Origin of the sequence: Polyangium fumosum (assembly GCF_005144585.1) — a bacterium.
Taxonomy (GTDB): domain Bacteria; phylum Myxococcota_A; class Polyangia; order Polyangiales; family Polyangiaceae; genus Polyangium; species Polyangium fumosum.
In genome coordinates, this window is record NZ_SSMQ01000066.1 from 35,947 (window position 1) to 52,655 (window position 16,709).

Sequence of the window (16,709 nt, forward strand, 5' to 3'; positions counted from 1 at the left end):
GGGGTACACCATCGTAGCAGTTCGACTGGATGCGGGCTAACTCCCGCCTATGCATCTGCGCCAGGCCGTGTTAGTGTGCACACACGAACATGACTGCACGTGCCTTTCCACCTGTCGATCCAGCGTCCTTTGCTCGCCTGTTCGAGCCGCACACGGCCGAGCAGTTCGTCGACGAGTACTGGCCGGAGAGGTCCCTCCACATCGAGGGAGATCCCGAGCGCGTCTCCAGCCTTTTTTATATGCCAGAATTGCGCAATCCAACATCGCTCTTCCACACCCATCCAGAAGACGTTCAGCTCGTCTTCCGTGCGGACCCAACAACGACGAATAGCTTTGGCAATGTCTTTCTCCCGCCAGCAAAGGCGGCCGTGCTTTATCAGAGCGGGATGACCGTATCCTTCCCGAACATGCAACGCAGCATTCCCATGCTGGGTGCATTCACGCAATATCTGGAGCAGCTCACGGGTGTGATGCCAGGAACCGTGGACGCGATCGGCGCCCTCTCACGGCCTGGCATGGGCTTCAACCGCCATTTCGATGCCATCGATGTGCTGATCATCCAGATCCACGGCACCAAAAAGTGGCACATATCGCAGCAGCCAGCAGTGCGCTATCCGACCGTCAATCACGTAGCAGGCACGCCCATCATTGGCGAATTGCATGCTTACGCCCCACCGGCGGCAGCAAGCTGGGGCGCGGATCCTGCGCCTTCCGACTTGCGAACCGTGCTGCTTCGACCAGGCTCCGTGCTCTTCGTGCCGCGAGGCTACTGGCACCAGACCGAGGCTGGCAGTGACGAGTCATTCTCCGTTTCCATCGGATTCCGAACCCCCTCGTGCGCCGACATCGTCCTGCGCGAGCTGCATCGTCGATTGCTGGCACACACTGAATGGCGTCGGCCCGTACCGGGGGGCAGCGGTGGGCCGGCGCATCGCACGACAGAGCGGGCGCTCAGGCAAATGGAAGCGCTGCTGGCCGCATTGGATACCGCGGTCGGTCCGATGCGTGGGACGGACGTGCTGCCCACGCGTCCGACCTTCGAAAGCGCATCGCAGGTATGCCAGCGTATGCGCGAGACCTTCGTCCCCGAGGCAACGAGCGGCCTCTCGCTGATCGCCCAGTTCCGCCTGATCGCCGGCCAGCAGCCGGAAGCATTCTATATCGAGCTGGCGGATGGCACCATGCAGATCAGCGAAGGCGAACACCCCAGCCCCTCCCTGAGGATATCCTCATCGCTGGCAGATTTCCTGCAATTCGCGGCGAGCCCTGCCGACGGCCCCGCGCTTCTCGAGCAGGGACGAATTCAGGTCCATCCAATGGATATGAAGGTGCTGGGAGGCCTCCTGGGCTCGTTCGCGATGTTTCGCTAGAAGCCATCTCATAAACCATCCAGTAGGTCCATCAGCTCCAACATCCTACTTTGTAGGATCAATCGAACGAGGGATGGTCCAGCGGTCGGTACATTTCTCGTGCTGGCGACATATGCAGGTGTGGACCTGACAGACCCTCAGTGGGCGCTCCTCGAGCCTCTTATCCCTGCGCCTCGCGTGCGCGCCGATCGCCGCGGGAGGCCGTGGAAGGATGCGCGCGAGGTACTCAACGGCATCTTGTGGATCATGCGCACCGGCGCTCGATGGGCTGACTTGCCCGAGAGATATCCGTCCTACCAGACGTGCCATCGGCGGTTCCAGCAGTGGTCGAAGGACGGCACGCTTGAAAGGATCCTGTACGCTTTGGCCGGGGACTTACGTGACAGAGGGCAGCTCGATTTGAGCGAGGCGTTCATCGACGGTACGTTCGTGAGCGCCAAAAAGGGGGGGCCTGCGTCGGGAAAACGAAGCGTGGCAAGGGGACCAAGATCATGGCCATTGCAGACGGCTCTGGTCTTCCTCTCGCCGTCTGCATCGCAAGTGCTTCGCCGCATGAAGTCAGGCTCGTCGACCGAACGCTCGATAACAGCTTCCTCGCCCAGCTCCCCAAGCGCCTCATTGGCGACAAAGCCTACGACAGCGTCGCGCTCGACGCGCGGCTCGCGGAGGAGCGGGGGATCGAGATGATCGCGCCCAATCGGTCGAATCGCAAGCGCCTCACCCAAGACCTCCGCCCCCTCCGCCGATACAAGCGCCGCTGGAAGGTAGAGCGCCTCTTCGCCTGGCTCCAAAGCTTCCGCCGCATCGCGGTTCGGTACGAGCGCCACACCGAAAACTTCCTCGGCTTCGTCCACCTCGGATGCATCGTCGTGTACCTCAGGAGACTCCTGGACGGCTTATGAGATGACTTCTAGCATGCAGTGACCCCGGCGAGGTCAGGGCGTGGTGTAGAATTTTACACCGACGCGAAACATGCGCAATTGTGCAAGCTGGACCATTGACAGTGAGCACATTTTAAAGTCACACTGCTGCTGCGCTGCGGTCGATCTCTCTTCGGGAGCGTACAGGCCGTGGACCTCAACGGTCGGAGGGTTGCTTGAAGCGTCGCAATTTTCTCAAGAGCGCAGCCGCAATGGCTGCGGCGGCAAGCGGTGTCGGCGTTTCGCTTTGGGGAATGCGACAAGCCCGCGCATTCGGCGAGGTGCCCAAGGACGCGCAGAGCATCATGCTCCCGCCGGAGCTGCGTGCGCAGAACATCCTCGAAATCTTCCTCTACGGCGGCATCAGCCAGTACGAGTCGTTCTACTGCGTGCCCGAGTATGGCCAGGCCGACAGCACGGGCTGGTACGCTTTCCTCAATTCGGGCGAGGTGCTGTCCGCCGTGAACCAGTGCGGCTTCTCGGGAAATTTGACCGAGCCATTCGCCGGCGACGCCAACGGCAAGTCCGTGCACTTCGGCCCCTTCGTCATGCCGCTACGGGAGCGGCCGGACGTGATGCAAAGGGTACGCGTATCCATCACCGCACATGACCTCGAGCCGCACGAGGGGGCGATCCCCATGGTGCTCGCTGGACGTGGGCTCGGGCATCCGGCGCTCTCAGGGCTGGGCGCGCATATCCAGCGTTACTTCCTCGAGCGCGAGCCCAGCCCTGGGCGTGCGCCATTCTCCTACGTGCTGATGTCGAACGAAGCGACCGGCCTGCCCACCGACAACATCCGCACCTCGGTGGCCATCGGCATGCACCCTGGCGCGGCGCGGCCGCTTGGCATCAAGGTGGACGCGGCAGGTGACCTCGCGAGCCTGCTCGCGCGCGGCAGCGTGGGCCCGAACCGCGCGCAGTACGACGCGCTGATGAATGGCCATATCGAGCGTTACCAGGCGCGGCTGCGCTGGCGAGGGCAGGGCGATCCGCTGCGCTCACCACGCCTTGGGGAGCTGGTCGCGGCCTCGTCTTCGATCGCCAATGCGAGCGCCATCATGAACGTCCTTGAGCCGAAGTACTTCCAGAAGTTTGGCGCCTCCAACTGTGGCGACAGCGTGGAAGTCGACCCGATGACCATGAACCTGAAGCTCGCCACGCACTTGCTCACGCACCCCATATCGCCCGCGAGGTACGTCTGCGTCATCGACACTGGCCTGATCTCGGCTGACGGGGGCGGCGGCTACGACACACACGTCGAGAATTCCCATACACAATCGCGAAACTTATCGCACACACTTCGGGCGCTCCTCTCGGTCGTGAACAAACCGGGTGAAAATGACCCGAACAAGCTCGACCTCGACAAGACGATGATCGTGCTGACCACGGAGTTCGGGCGCACCCCGTTCAAGCAGGCGGAAGGGGGGCGTAATCACTGGCCCTACGGTTTCCCGATCGTGTTCATCGGCGGGCCGGTGCGCGGCACGGGCAAGGGCGTCTTCGGCGCGTGCGGGCCCGACGCCCGCGCGACGCAAGCATCCACGGCGCAGGAGAACCGGATGGCGGCGCTGCTCGCGCTGGGAATCTGGCCGTTCGCGCAGGAGAGCTACAACGTCTCCGACGTGCCGGGCGCGGCCACGGAGCTTCAGGGGGCGCAGTTCGTGCAGCAGCGGCAGCTGGGGGTGCAGTCGTGAGCGCGCGCGGAGCCTGGAAGGTGAGGGCTTTGTGGCTGGCGCTCGCGAGCGCCTCGCTGGCAGCTTCCGTGCCGGCCTGCGACGGTAGCGGCTTCGATCCGAGCCCGTCGCGCCCCGGCGCAGGCAGTAGCGGTGCAGGCGGCGATACGGGCGAGGACGCAGGGCCTCCGCCGACGCCGAGCCACGTGTGGACCGAGTGCCAGGCCAGCGATCAGGCCTGGGTGCGCCGCGCGATCCTGGCCGTCACGGGGCGGCGGCCCTGGGGCCAGGCCGAGGTAAACGCGTACGAGGACGTCATCGCGGGCATCCGCAAGGCGGACCTCTTGGCGGCAGGCAAGGACGTCGATCCCAGTGGCGCACTGCCGCCCGGCGGCGAGGATCTGGTGAACGCGCGCAAGCTGGTGATGCGCGCACTGGCGAACGAGGACGCCTTCCGGCAGCGCTGGAGCGACTTCTTCATGGATGCGCTGAAGGTGGTGCGCGTCGAGACGAAGTCGCAGAAGGACTGCTACGGCACGCCGCTGGCAGAGGCCTTTGATGATGGCGCGCTGGCCGCGTGGGTGCGCGACAACGACCCTTCGTCGACGAACCCGCTCCAGCCGGGCTTCACCATGGACCAACTCCTGAGCTCGTCGATCGCGCTCGACGACCTCTCGCCGGTCTACCGCGCGCACCTCTTTGCCATGCTCTCACGGCCTTATACCGCGGGGGCCGTGGGTCCGTACGAGATGGAGCGCGCGCGCCGCCAGAACTTCGGCGCGATCTTCCACAGCGCGTACATCCACCGCGACCTCGTCTGTTTGTCCTGCCACAACAGCGAGTTCTCGGTGACGTACAACGAGGATCCATCGCTGAACCGCGCTTGGCCGGTGCCGGGGCTCTTCGAGGTGGCGCTGTACGGATCGTCGAACGGGCTGCATCCGGTGGAGGAGCAAGCCGAGAAGGGCACGGATGAGCTGCGCGGCCTGTCGATGCTGCGCTACTGGGGCGTGGCCGACGCCGGCGACCAAGCGCCGTACGGATGGAACGGCTTGTCGTGCGGGATGTTCCAGCAGCCGCAGGAGGACGATCCGCTCGGCGTCGACACGTACTTCGGATCGATCCGCTCGACGCCGGACGCGCCGAACCGCGGCCTTCGCGCCAGCGTCTGGGACCTCGAGCGCGCGCTGCATCGCGGCGTGGACCTGCTCGCAGCGCACGGTCTACAGCGCCTGCCCGGGAACAAGCTGGCTGATCCCGACGAGGCCTTTGCGTACCTGCTGGCGGAGAACGTGGTCGAGCAGGTGTGGGCGGAGGTGATGGGCACGCGCTTGACGATCGCGACCTACTTCCCGCGCACGCAGGAGCAGCGCGACATCCTGATGGGGCTGACCGAGCACTTCATCGCGTCGCACTTCTCGTTGAAGACGCTACTCGCCGACGTGCTCGCGCATCCGGCGTTCAACTTGAAGGCGCCGGAGGAGGGCTGCGGCAGCGGTCCGTACGAGGTGGCGCGCATCCTCGATCCGTGGACGCTGAGCGAGATGGATCTGGCCCGGCGCGGCAATAGCCCCGCCGACGGCGTCTTCGCGATCTCGTCGCGTCCGCTGCGGCGCTCGCTGCACCGCGCGATGGAGTGGCCGTTCATCAATGAGTATCCGGAGGGCACCGACGAGGAGGTGTTCCAAACCGCGATCGGCTTCTTCCTGAAGGACGGCGAGCCGGGCTACCGCGGGCTCGACTTCCAGGGGCGGCTGTCGTGGGAGTCGATGTACGGGGCGTGCAGTTCATGGGGCGCCAACGATTTCGTGGCGAAGGTCGCCCAATGGGCCACGCAGACGCCGGGCGCGACGGTGGGCGACGCGGTGATCGCGCTCAAGGATCGGCTGATCGGCGAGCCGTGGGTGGAGCCCACGAGCGAGAAGCCGCAGATGGAGGCGCTGCTCGGGAGGTCGCTCGCAGACACGGACGTCACGGACCTGGAGGGCAAGCTGCGCTCGCTGTGCGGAGAGCTGGTGTCGTCGCCGCAGTTCATGATGGGCGGACAGCCGGCGAAGGACACGCGCGAGGTGCCGAAGCTCTCGCCGCCGGAGGTCTCGTACGAGGCGACGTGCGGCTACGTGGCGAGCTTCCTCGGCAACATCGGGGCGCCGTACACGATGACGTGCGGCCCGGACACCGTCACTGTGACGAGGAAGTGAGCGACGCGTGGTCGTGCGGATGAGGTGGCGCGCGCTCAGGGCCCTTGCGGTCCTGAGCGTTGCGGTGGGCTGCGGCGATCAGGACGGCGAGATCAAGCCCGACGACAGCGGCGGCAGCGGTGGCGGCGGCGCGGGCGGCGGCGATACCGCTGTGGATCCGGCTGCGGCGGTGTACCCGGACGTGACGACGTTGCATGCGCTGGGCGTGATGCGGACGTGCGCGTTGAACGAGGGCGTCTGTCATCACGCGCGGCAGTATCCGGAGCTGGGCGCGGTGAGCGACATGCTGGCGCTCGTGAACGCGCCCTGTCAGGTATCGCCGGCCGATCCTTCGCTCGTGCCCGAGGAGTGCGAGCGGCCCGGCGACAAGCTGGTGTTGGGTGGTATGGATCTGGAGATCCTGCGCGTGATCGTGCCGTCGGACGCGCCGTTCCCGCCCGTGAGCGTGGAGCTTTCGCTCGGCGCGGCGCCGCCCTCGCTCGACGTGATGGGCGCGCGGATCCGGCGGCTCGACGACGGGGGCGCGGAGGTGAAGAGCGTGCCACTCGACGGCGCAGCAGTGGGGCCGGGGAGCGACGCGACCTCGGTGAAGATCGAGCTTGGAGGCGCGCCGATCGCGCTACGCGATTTCCTGGACGTGCGCGTGGTGGATCAGGATCACGTGCGCATGGGCGATCCCAACGGCAACGGTATCGCTCACGGCACCCCTGCGCCGTGGTCGCAGGTGCATCCGGGTGATCCCAAGCGCAGCTACCTCTACCGCCGCCTGCTCGACGATCAGTACGGGCCGCGCATGCCACTCATCCCGCGCACCTGGAGCCCGCTGGCCACGCGCGCTCTCTTCTGCTGGGTTCGCGGTCTGCCCGAGGGAGCGACACCGGACTCGCCGGAGGCGCTCGCGCCCATCGACTACGCGAGCTGCCCGCTCGATCCGGACGCGCCCGATCCCAATGCCACGGGGGCCTGGTCCAGTGTGCGCACGTTGATGGGCTCGCGCTGCGCGACGCAGGGGTGCCACACCGAGGCGGCCAGGGCGGGAGGTCTGGACCTGACGCCGACATCGGCAACGTTCGTGAAGGACGTGATCAGCGTGGCCTCCACGCAGCAGCCGAGCGTGCTGCGCGTGGTGCCGGGCCAGCCGGCGGCGAGCTACTTGCTCTGCAAGGTGGACCCGGCGTGCGAGTCGCGTGCCCCAATGACGGCGCTCATGCCAAGCGCAGGCGAGTCCCTGACAGAAATGGAAATCATGTCGATCCGCACGTGGATCCTGAACGGCGCGCCGCTCGAGTAGCTTCGCTCGGGCCGTGACGGAGAGGCCCCACACCGCGAGCGCCCGTCATTGGCACTGGAAGCGCTCGGAAGCGCGCGGCGACCGCTCCCGAAAGCGGCATTAGGTCGCGGGGGTTGGCATCGAGATCCTGCCTGTACTCTCCAGCTCCTTCGTTATGGCATCCGCATTCGGCGCCGTGTCTTTTCGTATACCGCAAACGCACGCTTTCAACGCAGCCTCATGAGCGGCGTATCATTGGCCTCGGCTACCCAGCGTAGTCCAGGATGAAGCAATCGACTTTTCCCCGTCCGCGTATCTGCTTTCATAGCGACGCGACGCGGAGCTCACCCTTCGAGAGCCTCTCGAGCACGGACGTACGCTCGTCCTCCTTCATCTCACCATCGACGTGCCCTGCGGGAATCCCTGCGCGAAGAAACGACGCCGCGATGTGCTTGCTGTGCTCGCTGTTCACCGCACGACGGTCAGCCACTTCGACGTCTGCTCTATAAGCTCACGCCGGTGGGCGATGAACAGCGTGCGGCTGCCCTTCTTCTCGGCCGATTCGACAATCGCACACGCAATGACGGTCTTGCCTGAACCGGTAGGCGCCACGATGAGCGGCTTGTTCTTGCCGCCCCGGATGACAGCGCGTGCCCGATCGATGGCTCGCTTCTGGTAATCCCGGGGCGTGTACTTCATGGCGCTCGCTCAAGGACGCAGGGAACGCTCGCGAATAGACCTCGGTTCCTGCATCTCCCGTTCGCGTCTCCCGCTATCCGGGCCGCCCCTCCCGCTTGCCAGGAATTTGCCAGAACCTGCGTCCAGCCCCGTCCGCGCCTGTCCACTCCTGGCCACCCCGGCAACCGCTCCAACTACCCAGGATCACTACACAAATCAGCGGAGGAGAAGGGATTCGAACCCCTGGTACCCTTCCGGGTACGGCGGTTTTCAAAACCGCTGCCTTCGACCACTCGGCCACTCCTCCAAATACCTATTTCGACTGCGTTTTCTGCCACCTCCCTAGGCGTTTGTCAACGCCGCACTGCCGCCTGTTGCCCATCTGTTGCCCATCCTGAGCCTGGCCTACGACGCCAGGCTCAGCCGCTCGATGACCCCGCGCTTCGCTACCTCATTCGTGTGCGCGTACCGCTGGGTCACGCTCAGGTGCTGGTGCCCCGCCAGCGCCTGCACCGTGGGTGCATCCGCTCCGATACGGAAGCACCGTGTCACGAAGAAATGCCGCAAGTCGTGCAGACGCGACTTCGGCAGCTTGGCTTTCGTCAGGACGCGCTGGAACGCGTGCAGCAAGCTCGACTCGCCCCAGATGGTCCCCTTCGAGGAAGGGGAAACGGGGTCGGTCGGCTCATGCGGCTTCGCCGCCGCCTCGCGAAGCATACGAGCGAGCCGAGCGGTGAGCGGGATCGTCCGCTCGTGGCCCGACTTCGGCGTGTCCACCTCGCCGCCGTAGATCGTCTGGCGGACGATCAGGAGGCCAGCGTCGAGGTCGACATCCATCCAGCGAAGGCCCCGGATCTCCCCTGCCCGGAGACCCGCGTCAGCGGCCAGCGTGAGGGCCATCCGCGCGGCCGGGTAGGCGAGCCCGAGGACGAGCTCGACGTCCTCGACGCTCGGCGGCTGCACGACCTTCTGGCCGACCTTGGGAAGCTTCGGAAGCTTCGGCATGGCGGCCAGCTGGCCGGCCTCGACAGCGCATCGGAGGACGCTGCGAAGAGCCACCTGGATGTTTCGTCGAGACGACGGCTCGAGCCCGGCCTTCACGAGGTCGGCGTCGAGCTTCGTCACCTTCACGAAGTCGACCTCCGCCGCGGGCATGTCGGCGAAGCGGGGCAAGAGCTCGGACTCGAACGACACCTCGTACGAGCGACGCGTCGTGCGCTTCAGCTTCGTGATGGCCTTGGTGGCTCGGAAGAGCTCCACGGCCTCGCGGAACGTGAAGCGATGCGGGCTCGCCAGGGGCGGGGCGACGGGCTCTGCGGGCTCGTCCTGCTGCCCAGGAACGGCCGGGATGTACCCGAGCTCCTCGAGCTGAGCGATGAGGCGTCGCCCCTCGGCGTGCGCGGCCTGGGAGGTCTGCACCTGGGCGTCCCTCCGGAAGCGGACGCGCTTGCCGGTTCTTCGGTCACGGTACGGAATTTCAATGATCCACCGGAGTTTCCCTCTCCGGGTCTTCTTGCGAACGGTCATGTCGAGGTCCTCCCCGACCTGGCCGCGCACCTGGGTGAAGAAGAACTACCACGAGCCCATCGCGCTTGCATCATGAGCCCGGCTCCGCGTTCGCACTCCAGCGAGAGGAGAACTGCACGCGCCAGAGGCGGCCGAACTTGCGGGCACGGACGCCGTCGATGTTCGACTCGATCCCGCCGTCGGGCGCGCGAACGGCGTGGCGCTCGATGCTGCGACGGAGCGCATCGGGCGACATGTCGAGGAAGTCGGCCGCGGTCTTGATCGAGACCCAGCCGCGCGCCATCGGGGGCTCGGTCGCGTGGGAGATCTTGCGCTTCACGTCGACCTCCGCGCTGGCCGCGTGGGGCGTTTGTCCTCGAGCTTCGCGCGGATGTTCGGGGCGGCGAGGCCCGCGCGGACGAGGGCGAGCGTCCCGCGCCGCACTGGCAGCCCGGCGAGCGTGCGGCCCAGCGCCTGGCGCGAGACGTTCAGTTCAGCGACCACCGCTCGCTCCCCCATCTTCTCGATGAGCCGGCGCAGCGCACGCAACTCGTCGACGGACAGGGCGATGCCCTTTCCAGCATGCTCCATGGCCCAAACGGTAGGCCTCAGGGCGGCAGGGGGTACGGAACAGGGGCCGATCGACCACTGTTCCAAACGGATCAACCGCTGTAGGCGGGCGCTACCGACACGCGTGCACCACGCCGCAGTTCGGCTGGGGAACTACAGCTTCTTGCGCGCCGCGGCGTCGCGCGTTCGTGCCCGAGCCATCCGCCGCACTTCCTGTTCGATCGCGTCGCCGACGGTCATGCCGCGCTTGAAGGAGAGATCTTCACCCTTGGTCATCAGCACGCTGATGACCGCAAGTTCGCGGCTGTTGAGCTCGCGCCCGTAGACAAGCCCCCTGAAAAAGTTAGGGCCACGAGAGTTCACGAAGTGCGCGAGAAACTTACGCCTCTCCAGGCGGTGTCTGTACTTGCCGACGTCCTGCACGAGCGAATCGAAGAAGCGGCGGCGCTGATGGAGCGCCTTGTGCAGCTTGTGGGCGTAGTAGATCCCGTGATCGTCTCGGCGCGGATCAAGGCCACGGGAGTCGAAGAAGTCGATGACCTCGGCCGCGGCCTTGCGGAGCTTGTTCATCACCCGCCAGGCCTCCTCTTCGATCCGCGAGCGCTGGAGAGTCTCCTCGAATCCGGCTAGCGGGTTCTTTGTCCACGGGTGACCGAACGTGGCGGCATACTCCTTCTCGCACTGCCGGACGAGCTCCTCGCGTAGCGCTTTCTTGTCGTCGTAGGTCTTGGTCCTGCGCTTCTGCGTTGACTTCATCATCGCGGCCTCGGGAGAACGGCCACAGGCGTCGTTCTCGAAGATCAGAGAAGTGTACGCCCTCGCTTGCAACGCGCCAGTTGTGCCAGGACAAAGTGAACTACGAGTCCAAGAAGTACGGCCCCACGTAACGCCGCACCTGAGTTACTTCGTCAACGCCTACGAAACAGGCGGTTTTGGAACAACGAAGTCATCGGTGTTCGGGGACAGTTGTGCCCTCTAGAACGGCCGATTTCTCTTATTGGGTATCCCCATGCTGGGATGGGAGCATGTTCACTGCAGGGCACACGCTCCGAGCGACCGGACTGACGTACCGGCAGCTCGACCACATCGTCCGCAACCGTTTTCTACGGCCTAGCCACCAGGCTGCACAGGGGCAAGGCACCCTTCGCCAGTTCAGCACCCGGGACCTGCTGGCGCTGCGACTGGCCAAAGAAATTCTCGCCGCTGGACTCCGCCTCCAGCCCTTCATGGCGCTCCTTCACTTCGTACAGCGGGATCCGAGGCTCCCACCGCTCGACGAGATCCGGGACATCACGCTGATGATCAACGGAGGACGAGGCAAGGTCGTCGTCCTCGATGGCAAGCAGAGCCACTGCGATGCGCAGAAGCACGCCTTCAGCATCGTCCTCCATCTTGGCCCCGCTGCGGAGCACGTGCGCCGCGGGATCGAGCGGCTCACCACTACATCCAGGCAGCGCCCGCGCCGGGGGAACAAAAGCTGAAAAAGAGAACGGCTCCATCCGCTGGGTTTGCGACGCCGCGGGTGGAGCCATCCAGGAGATGACTGTGAAACTAGCACACGCTTCCACGGAATCCAATAATGGGGGCGAACGGCGACTGCCCTTCGAGCCCCTTCACATCCAGTACCTGGAGGAGCGCGGCGTCGATCCAGAATGGGCTGGCATGGGTGCCGGCCTGCGCTCGGTCACGCCCGAGGAGGGCGCAAAGCTGCTCGGGTTCACGCAGCCGCTCTCTTCGGGCGGTCTGTACATCCCGTATCCCAATGCGCAGGGCTACGGGCGGATCCGACTCGACGGAGGGGATACGCGCTTCCTTGTTCCCGCAGAACGCGAAGTGCCGGTATATCTGCCGCCTGGCTTTCACGCTAAGGGGCCCCATCCCGTCTATGTCGTAGAAGGCCCCATCAAGGCCCTCTCGCTCCTGGACTACCACTTCAACGCCTTGGGGCTCGGTGGGACCGGGACGACCCTCGAGAAGAACGCTCGTCGGCTCAACGATTCGTGGGCGGGGCTGGAACTTACGGGGCGCGACGTCTTCATCCTCTTCGACTCGAACCGCATGACGAACCCGAACGTCGCCCGCGACGAAGCAAGGCTCGCCCAGGCGCTCGAGGGTGCCGGCGCGAGGGTGCGGGTGGCCGCGCTCCCACCGAAGCCGAACGGCAAGGACCAGGGGCCCGATGACTTCCTCGCGGCCCGAGGACGTGCCGCCCTGCAGGCGATCATCGACGCGGCCGTTCCCGCCAACCCTGTTGAGCGGGTCCGGTACATCTCCACGCACTTCTCCACGAACGAAGAGCGCGTTCGCGCTGCCACTGCGCTTCTCGATGACATGCCGTTCCTGGCGTCGATCGGGGAACGTGGCGTCGGTGTCGAGACGGGGGTGGCCGATGAGCTCAGCAAGTACAAGGTGAAGCCGACCGTATTGAAGCGCGCCCTGAAGGAGTTCGAGGGCAAGCTCAAGGCGAGGAGGAAGCACGACGCCGAAGTGGCGCCGCCCATGTCGAAATACGTCGTCCAGGAAGGTAAGTTCTGCATTCTGTCCGGCATCGGCGACACGACGCGCGTCGAGCAGCTCTGCAACTTCACGGCGCACATCGAGCGGGAAGAAGTTGTCGACGACGGTGCCGAGCAGAAGCGACACCTCGTCGTGTCCGGGAAGCTGGCGACTGGTGAGCCCCTGCCTGCGGGGCGGGTCGAGGCCAAGGATCTCGATCACGGGTTGTGGCCGATCGAGCAATGGGGCCCCGACGCGATCATGTATCCCGTTCAGCGGGCGCCCCTTCATCTGCTCGCTGCCATCCAAGAGTCGTCGAGGTGGACGAGGGGTTACTCGTTCACACACAGCGGCTGGCGCGAGCACAACGGCGAGATGATGTTCCTGCACGCCAACGGCGGAGTGGGGGCCGCGGATGTATCGGTTTGCCTCGAAGGGGAGCTCGCGCGCTACAAGCTCCCGGCCGTGGCAGAGGACATCCCGGGGGCTGTGAAGCTCGCGCTCTCGTTCCTCGAGCTGGCCGATCCGCAGATCACCATCCCGCCCTTCTCTGCTGCGTTTCGAGCCCCCTTGCAGCACGCGTTGTACTGCGACTCGACCGTCTCGCTCTGCGGGCCCACAGGCTCCATGAAGACGACGCTCGCGGCCCTGCTCATGGGGTTTTACGGGAACTTCGACGCAGAGCACCTGCCCGCGAGCTGGTCGTGGACGGTGAACCGTCTCGAACAGATGATCTTTACCGCGAAGGACATGCTTGTCGCCATCGATGACTTCGCTCCGACGAAGGCAGAAGCCGGAGATGAGCTGCATCGCAAGGCGGCGCAGCTACTGCGTGCGATCGGCAACGCCAACAGCCGCGGCCGTCTCCGCGCCGATCTTACCGCGCGTCCCGACCGCCCCCCACGCGCCCTCGTGTTGAGCACGGGTGAGGACGCGCCGAGCGGGGAATCGATCCAGGCGCGTCTCATCACGGTCCGCATGAAGCCGGGCGATGTCGATCGCGTGAGGCTCACCGATTTGCAGAAGAACCGTGACCGGCTGCCGCACGCGATGCTCGGTTACATCTTGTGGTTGAAGTCGCAGATGAACGGCCTCCGCTCTTTGATGGAGAAGCGCTTCATCGAGCTGCGCGCCGAGCTGCACCAGGAAGGCCAGCACCTCCGCGCTCCGGCGGCGATGGCACACCTGCTGCTGGGCATGGAGTACTTCTGCTTGTTCGCGAAGGACATCGGCGTCCTCGACGAGAATGGGTCCACGGTGCTCATGCAGAAGGCCCGCACCGCGCTGCGCGCCAACGCGGCCGAGCAGTGCCGCGCGGCCGTCGACGTGAACCCCGTCCACCGCTTCATCAACGTGCTCCGCACGCTCCTCGTGCAGGGCAAGGTCAAGACGGTCGACGTGGGGTTTGCGCTCGACACCGCCGAGGGGAAAGGCATCGGCTGGGAGGACAAGGACCACTATTACCTGTTCCCCGATGCCGTCTACACGGCTGTGGTCGAGGCCATGCGTGCGGCAGGGCAGTCGATGCCCCTCGCGCAGCGCATGCTCTGGTCACGGCTCGTGGACGACGGGTTCGTTCTTCCTGGCGATGAGGAAGGCCGGTCGACTCGCAAGAAGTTCGTGGGTGGTCCGAACGGCCAGCGCGAGCGCGTATTGTGGTTCGTTCGGGAGAAGCTCGAGCTGCGGGACGCGATCTCCGAGCGAATCGACGAGTGCGCCGAGGAGAAGAATGACGAAGGAGATGACGACCCCGACGATGGCCCCGGCGGCCGAGGGGCCGGCGGCGACGGCGGCAGCAATCAGGGCGGCGGTAGCTCCGGCCCGCAGTTCGGCCTGCCCTTCCCGGTCATCCGCTCACCCGAGCCGGCGGGGGTGGTCTCGTCCGGCCCCGGGGCCGCGCCCCGAGGCCCCGTTCCCCAGAACGGAACGGGGCGCGGAACGGGGCCCAGCTCGGGCTCCGGCGAGACGCACGAAACGCGGCAGATCCCGATGGTCACGGGAACAGATGGTGAGCTGGGCATGGTTGATATTCCATCCGGCCCCGAAGCCCCGTTCGCTCAGGGGGAGAGGCTCTACTCCTACGTGCCGCAGAACGACGTGGGGGCTGGTCGCGCGGATGCAGAGTCTGCCTATGGGCCCTCTCTCTCCCCCCGGGCTTGCGGGGCTTCGGGGCCCGATGAGCCCAATATCGCAGAATCGCTACGGTTTTCGCGCCCCGAAGCGCGCCCCGAAGCACACCCCCACCGGGGCGCGGCGCGGTACGACGCAGGGCCGGGTGATCGGGACCACTTCGCGGGCGCGATTCTCCGTGCTGGCCGCGTGGGCCTGGTCGTCCACTCGACGGGCTCCGACATCACCGAGGGCCCTGTCTTCGTCGCCGTCGCTCTGCCCGATGGCCAGGCGCGGGTGTTCCACACGTTCGGCGGTGAGGAGCTCGGCCCCGTCGCCGATGCCCTCTGCCAGGTGACGGTCGTCGGCCACGACCTCAAGCGCGCGCTCGCGCAGTTTCAGTACCACCTCGGCTTCATGCTGGGCACGGTGGTGGACACGGCCATCGCGTGGCGGCTGCTCAACGGCGGCAGGCACCTCGAGAACGACAAGTACTTCTCCTTCGAGCGCGCGTGTGAGCACGCGTTTGAGAAGAAGACCGTCCAGAAGAACATCAATGGGTGGATGACGCCCAGCCGCGAGCTACGCGATGAACTCGCGCAAGAGGCGCGGGATGTCCTGCGTCTCGCGGACAACTTCCAAAAGAATCTCCGAAAAGAGCGCCTCGAAGAAGTAGCCGCGCTCGAGTTCAAGCTCCTCCCCATTGTCGCCCAGATGGAGGTGAGCGGCGTGCCGATCAACCGAGACCAGTGGAATCGGCTTGTCGACATGTGGGCGAGCGAGGCCGCGGAGCTGAAGAAGAACCTGGTCGCCATGCTGGGCGTGAAGGATCTCGATCACAACGATGCGATTCTCGCGGCTCTCCAACGACTCGGTCTCCAGGTCGAGCGCACGAACAGCGAGGCCCTCGCGCCGTACATGCATCTGCCGGTGGCCCAGCAGCTCGTCCTCTACCGGCGCAAGAACGCCTTCGTCACGGGTGCCGGCAAGGGCGTGCTGCGGGCCCTCAGCCGTTCCGAGGACGGGCGCGTGCACGCGACGTTCAACCAGATCGGCGCCGTGACTGGCAGGCTCAGCGCACAGGAGCCAAACCTGCTCGGCCTGTCGAGCGACAACCAGGTGCGCTCGTGCATCCAGGCTCCCCCAGGCAAGACGCTCGTCGTCGGGGACTACAACGCGATCGAGCTGCGCGTGCTCGCAGACCAGACGGGGGACGAGAAGCTCAAGGAGGTTTTCAGGAAGAGCGACGGAGACCCGCACCGCCACACGGCATCGCTGTTGATGGGCGTGCCCGAGAACCTGGTCACCGACGAGCAGCGCAATCGGGCAAAGCCCGTGAACTTCGGGGGCTCGTTCGGGATGGGCGTGGACAAGCTCATCACCTACGCGAAGAAGAACTACAAGGTGGACCTCACGCGAGAGCAGGCGGCGCGGTTCAAGCAGATGTTCTTGCAGAACCACGCAGGGGTCGCCGCGTGGCAGAAAAAGATGGCCGAGGAGATGCCGGCCGAACTACGCACCAGGAGCGGCCGGGTCTCGTACTACTTCGACCCCGACGAGGACTACAACGCGCGCCTGGCCTTCCCCATCCAGGGCACCGCGGCCGACGGCATGAAGCACGCGATGGTGCTCCTGGCCCCGCCCCTCGAGCGGCTCGGGGCGCAGATGATCCTCGCCGTGCATGACGAGCTCCTCGTTGAAGCGCCCGAGGAACATGCCGAGGAGGTCAAGGTGCTCATGCGCGACTGCATGATCGCCGGGATGCAGAGGTACGTGCCCTCGGTGCCGATCCTGGTCGAGCCGAAGATCATGCCTCGCTGGTCGAAGTAACGAAAACAACAGCGATAACGCCTTGGAACCTCCGGTAGCCATATGGCCACGTCCGGGGCAGGCGCGCCGGTGCGTCTTACGGGGGT

General features: G+C 65.7%; 11 protein-coding genes, 1 tRNA gene and 1 pseudogene. 6 read left to right on the forward strand and 7 right to left on the reverse strand.

The annotated features are described in order from the left end of the window. The first annotated feature begins 89 nt into the window (after positions 1-89). The 5 genes and pseudogenes from E8A74_RS40735 to E8A74_RS40755 all read left to right on the forward strand — a co-directional run bounded on the left by E8A74_RS40735 (position 90) and on the right by E8A74_RS40755 (position 7,455). Positions 90-1,370, forward strand: a complete 1,281-nt coding sequence (locus tag E8A74_RS40735; RefSeq protein WP_136934524.1) for a JmjC domain-containing protein — start codon at positions 90-92, stop codon at positions 1,368-1,370. A 177-nt stretch (positions 1,371-1,547) separates the two neighbouring features. Further along, positions 1,548-2,272 (forward strand): annotated as a pseudogene (locus E8A74_RS40740) (IS5 family transposase). Positions 2,273-2,466: 194 nt separating this feature from the next. Continuing rightward, positions 2,467-3,984: a DUF1501 domain-containing protein gene (locus tag E8A74_RS40745; protein ID WP_211365566.1), complete on the forward strand. Its 1,518-nt coding sequence runs from the start codon at positions 2,467-2,469 to the stop codon at positions 3,982-3,984. Continuing rightward, on the forward strand, positions 3,981-6,164 hold the full coding sequence (locus E8A74_RS40750; protein ID WP_136934526.1) for a hypothetical protein: 2,184 nt from the start codon (positions 3,981-3,983) through the stop codon (positions 6,162-6,164). The genes E8A74_RS40745 and E8A74_RS40750 overlap by 4 nt, the downstream gene beginning before the upstream one ends. A gap of 64 nt (positions 6,165-6,228) precedes the next feature. Next, on the forward strand, positions 6,229-7,455 hold the full coding sequence (locus tag E8A74_RS40755) for a hypothetical protein (RefSeq protein ID WP_170229752.1): 1,227 nt from the start codon (positions 6,229-6,231) through the stop codon (positions 7,453-7,455). Positions 7,456-7,902: 447 nt separating this feature from the next. On the opposite strand, the gene E8A74_RS40760 is transcribed toward E8A74_RS40755, so the two are convergent. The 7 genes from E8A74_RS40760 to E8A74_RS40790 all read right to left on the reverse strand — a co-directional run bounded on the left by E8A74_RS40760 (position 7,903) and on the right by E8A74_RS40790 (position 11,687). Further along, on the reverse strand, positions 7,903-8,133 hold the full coding sequence (locus E8A74_RS40760; RefSeq protein ID WP_136934528.1) for a DEAD/DEAH box helicase family protein: 231 nt from the start codon (positions 8,131-8,133) through the stop codon (positions 7,903-7,905). 199 nt (positions 8,134-8,332) lie between these two features. Continuing rightward, positions 8,333-8,419 (reverse strand) — tRNA-Ser (locus E8A74_RS40765). 98 nt (positions 8,420-8,517) lie between these two features. Continuing rightward, positions 8,518-9,639, reverse strand: a complete 1,122-nt coding sequence (locus E8A74_RS40770) for a tyrosine-type recombinase/integrase (RefSeq protein WP_136934529.1) — start codon at positions 9,637-9,639, stop codon at positions 8,518-8,520. Between the two features lie 70 nt (positions 9,640-9,709). Then, a complete protein-coding gene (locus E8A74_RS40775; RefSeq protein WP_136934530.1) occupies positions 9,710-9,958 on the reverse strand; it encodes a hypothetical protein in 249 nt (82 codons plus the stop codon). Then, entirely contained in the window at positions 9,955-10,209 is a 255-nt protein-coding gene (locus E8A74_RS40780) for a hypothetical protein (protein ID WP_136934531.1), read from the reverse strand. The genes E8A74_RS40775 and E8A74_RS40780 overlap by 4 nt, the downstream gene beginning before the upstream one ends. A 132-nt stretch (positions 10,210-10,341) precedes the next feature. Further along, positions 10,342-10,947, reverse strand: a complete 606-nt coding sequence (locus E8A74_RS40785) for a hypothetical protein (RefSeq protein WP_136934532.1) — start codon at positions 10,945-10,947, stop codon at positions 10,342-10,344. A 344-nt stretch (positions 10,948-11,291) separates the two neighbouring features. Next, positions 11,292-11,687, reverse strand: coding sequence for a hypothetical protein (locus E8A74_RS40790; protein WP_170229753.1), 396 nt, complete (start codon positions 11,685-11,687; stop codon positions 11,292-11,294). A 46-nt stretch (positions 11,688-11,733) separates the two neighbouring features. Here E8A74_RS40790 and E8A74_RS40795 point away from each other — a divergent pair, with 46 nt between their 5' ends. Beyond that, positions 11,734-16,623, forward strand: coding sequence for a DNA polymerase (locus tag E8A74_RS40795; RefSeq protein ID WP_170229754.1), 4,890 nt, complete (start codon positions 11,734-11,736; stop codon positions 16,621-16,623). The last annotated feature ends 86 nt before the right edge of the window (positions 16,624-16,709 follow it).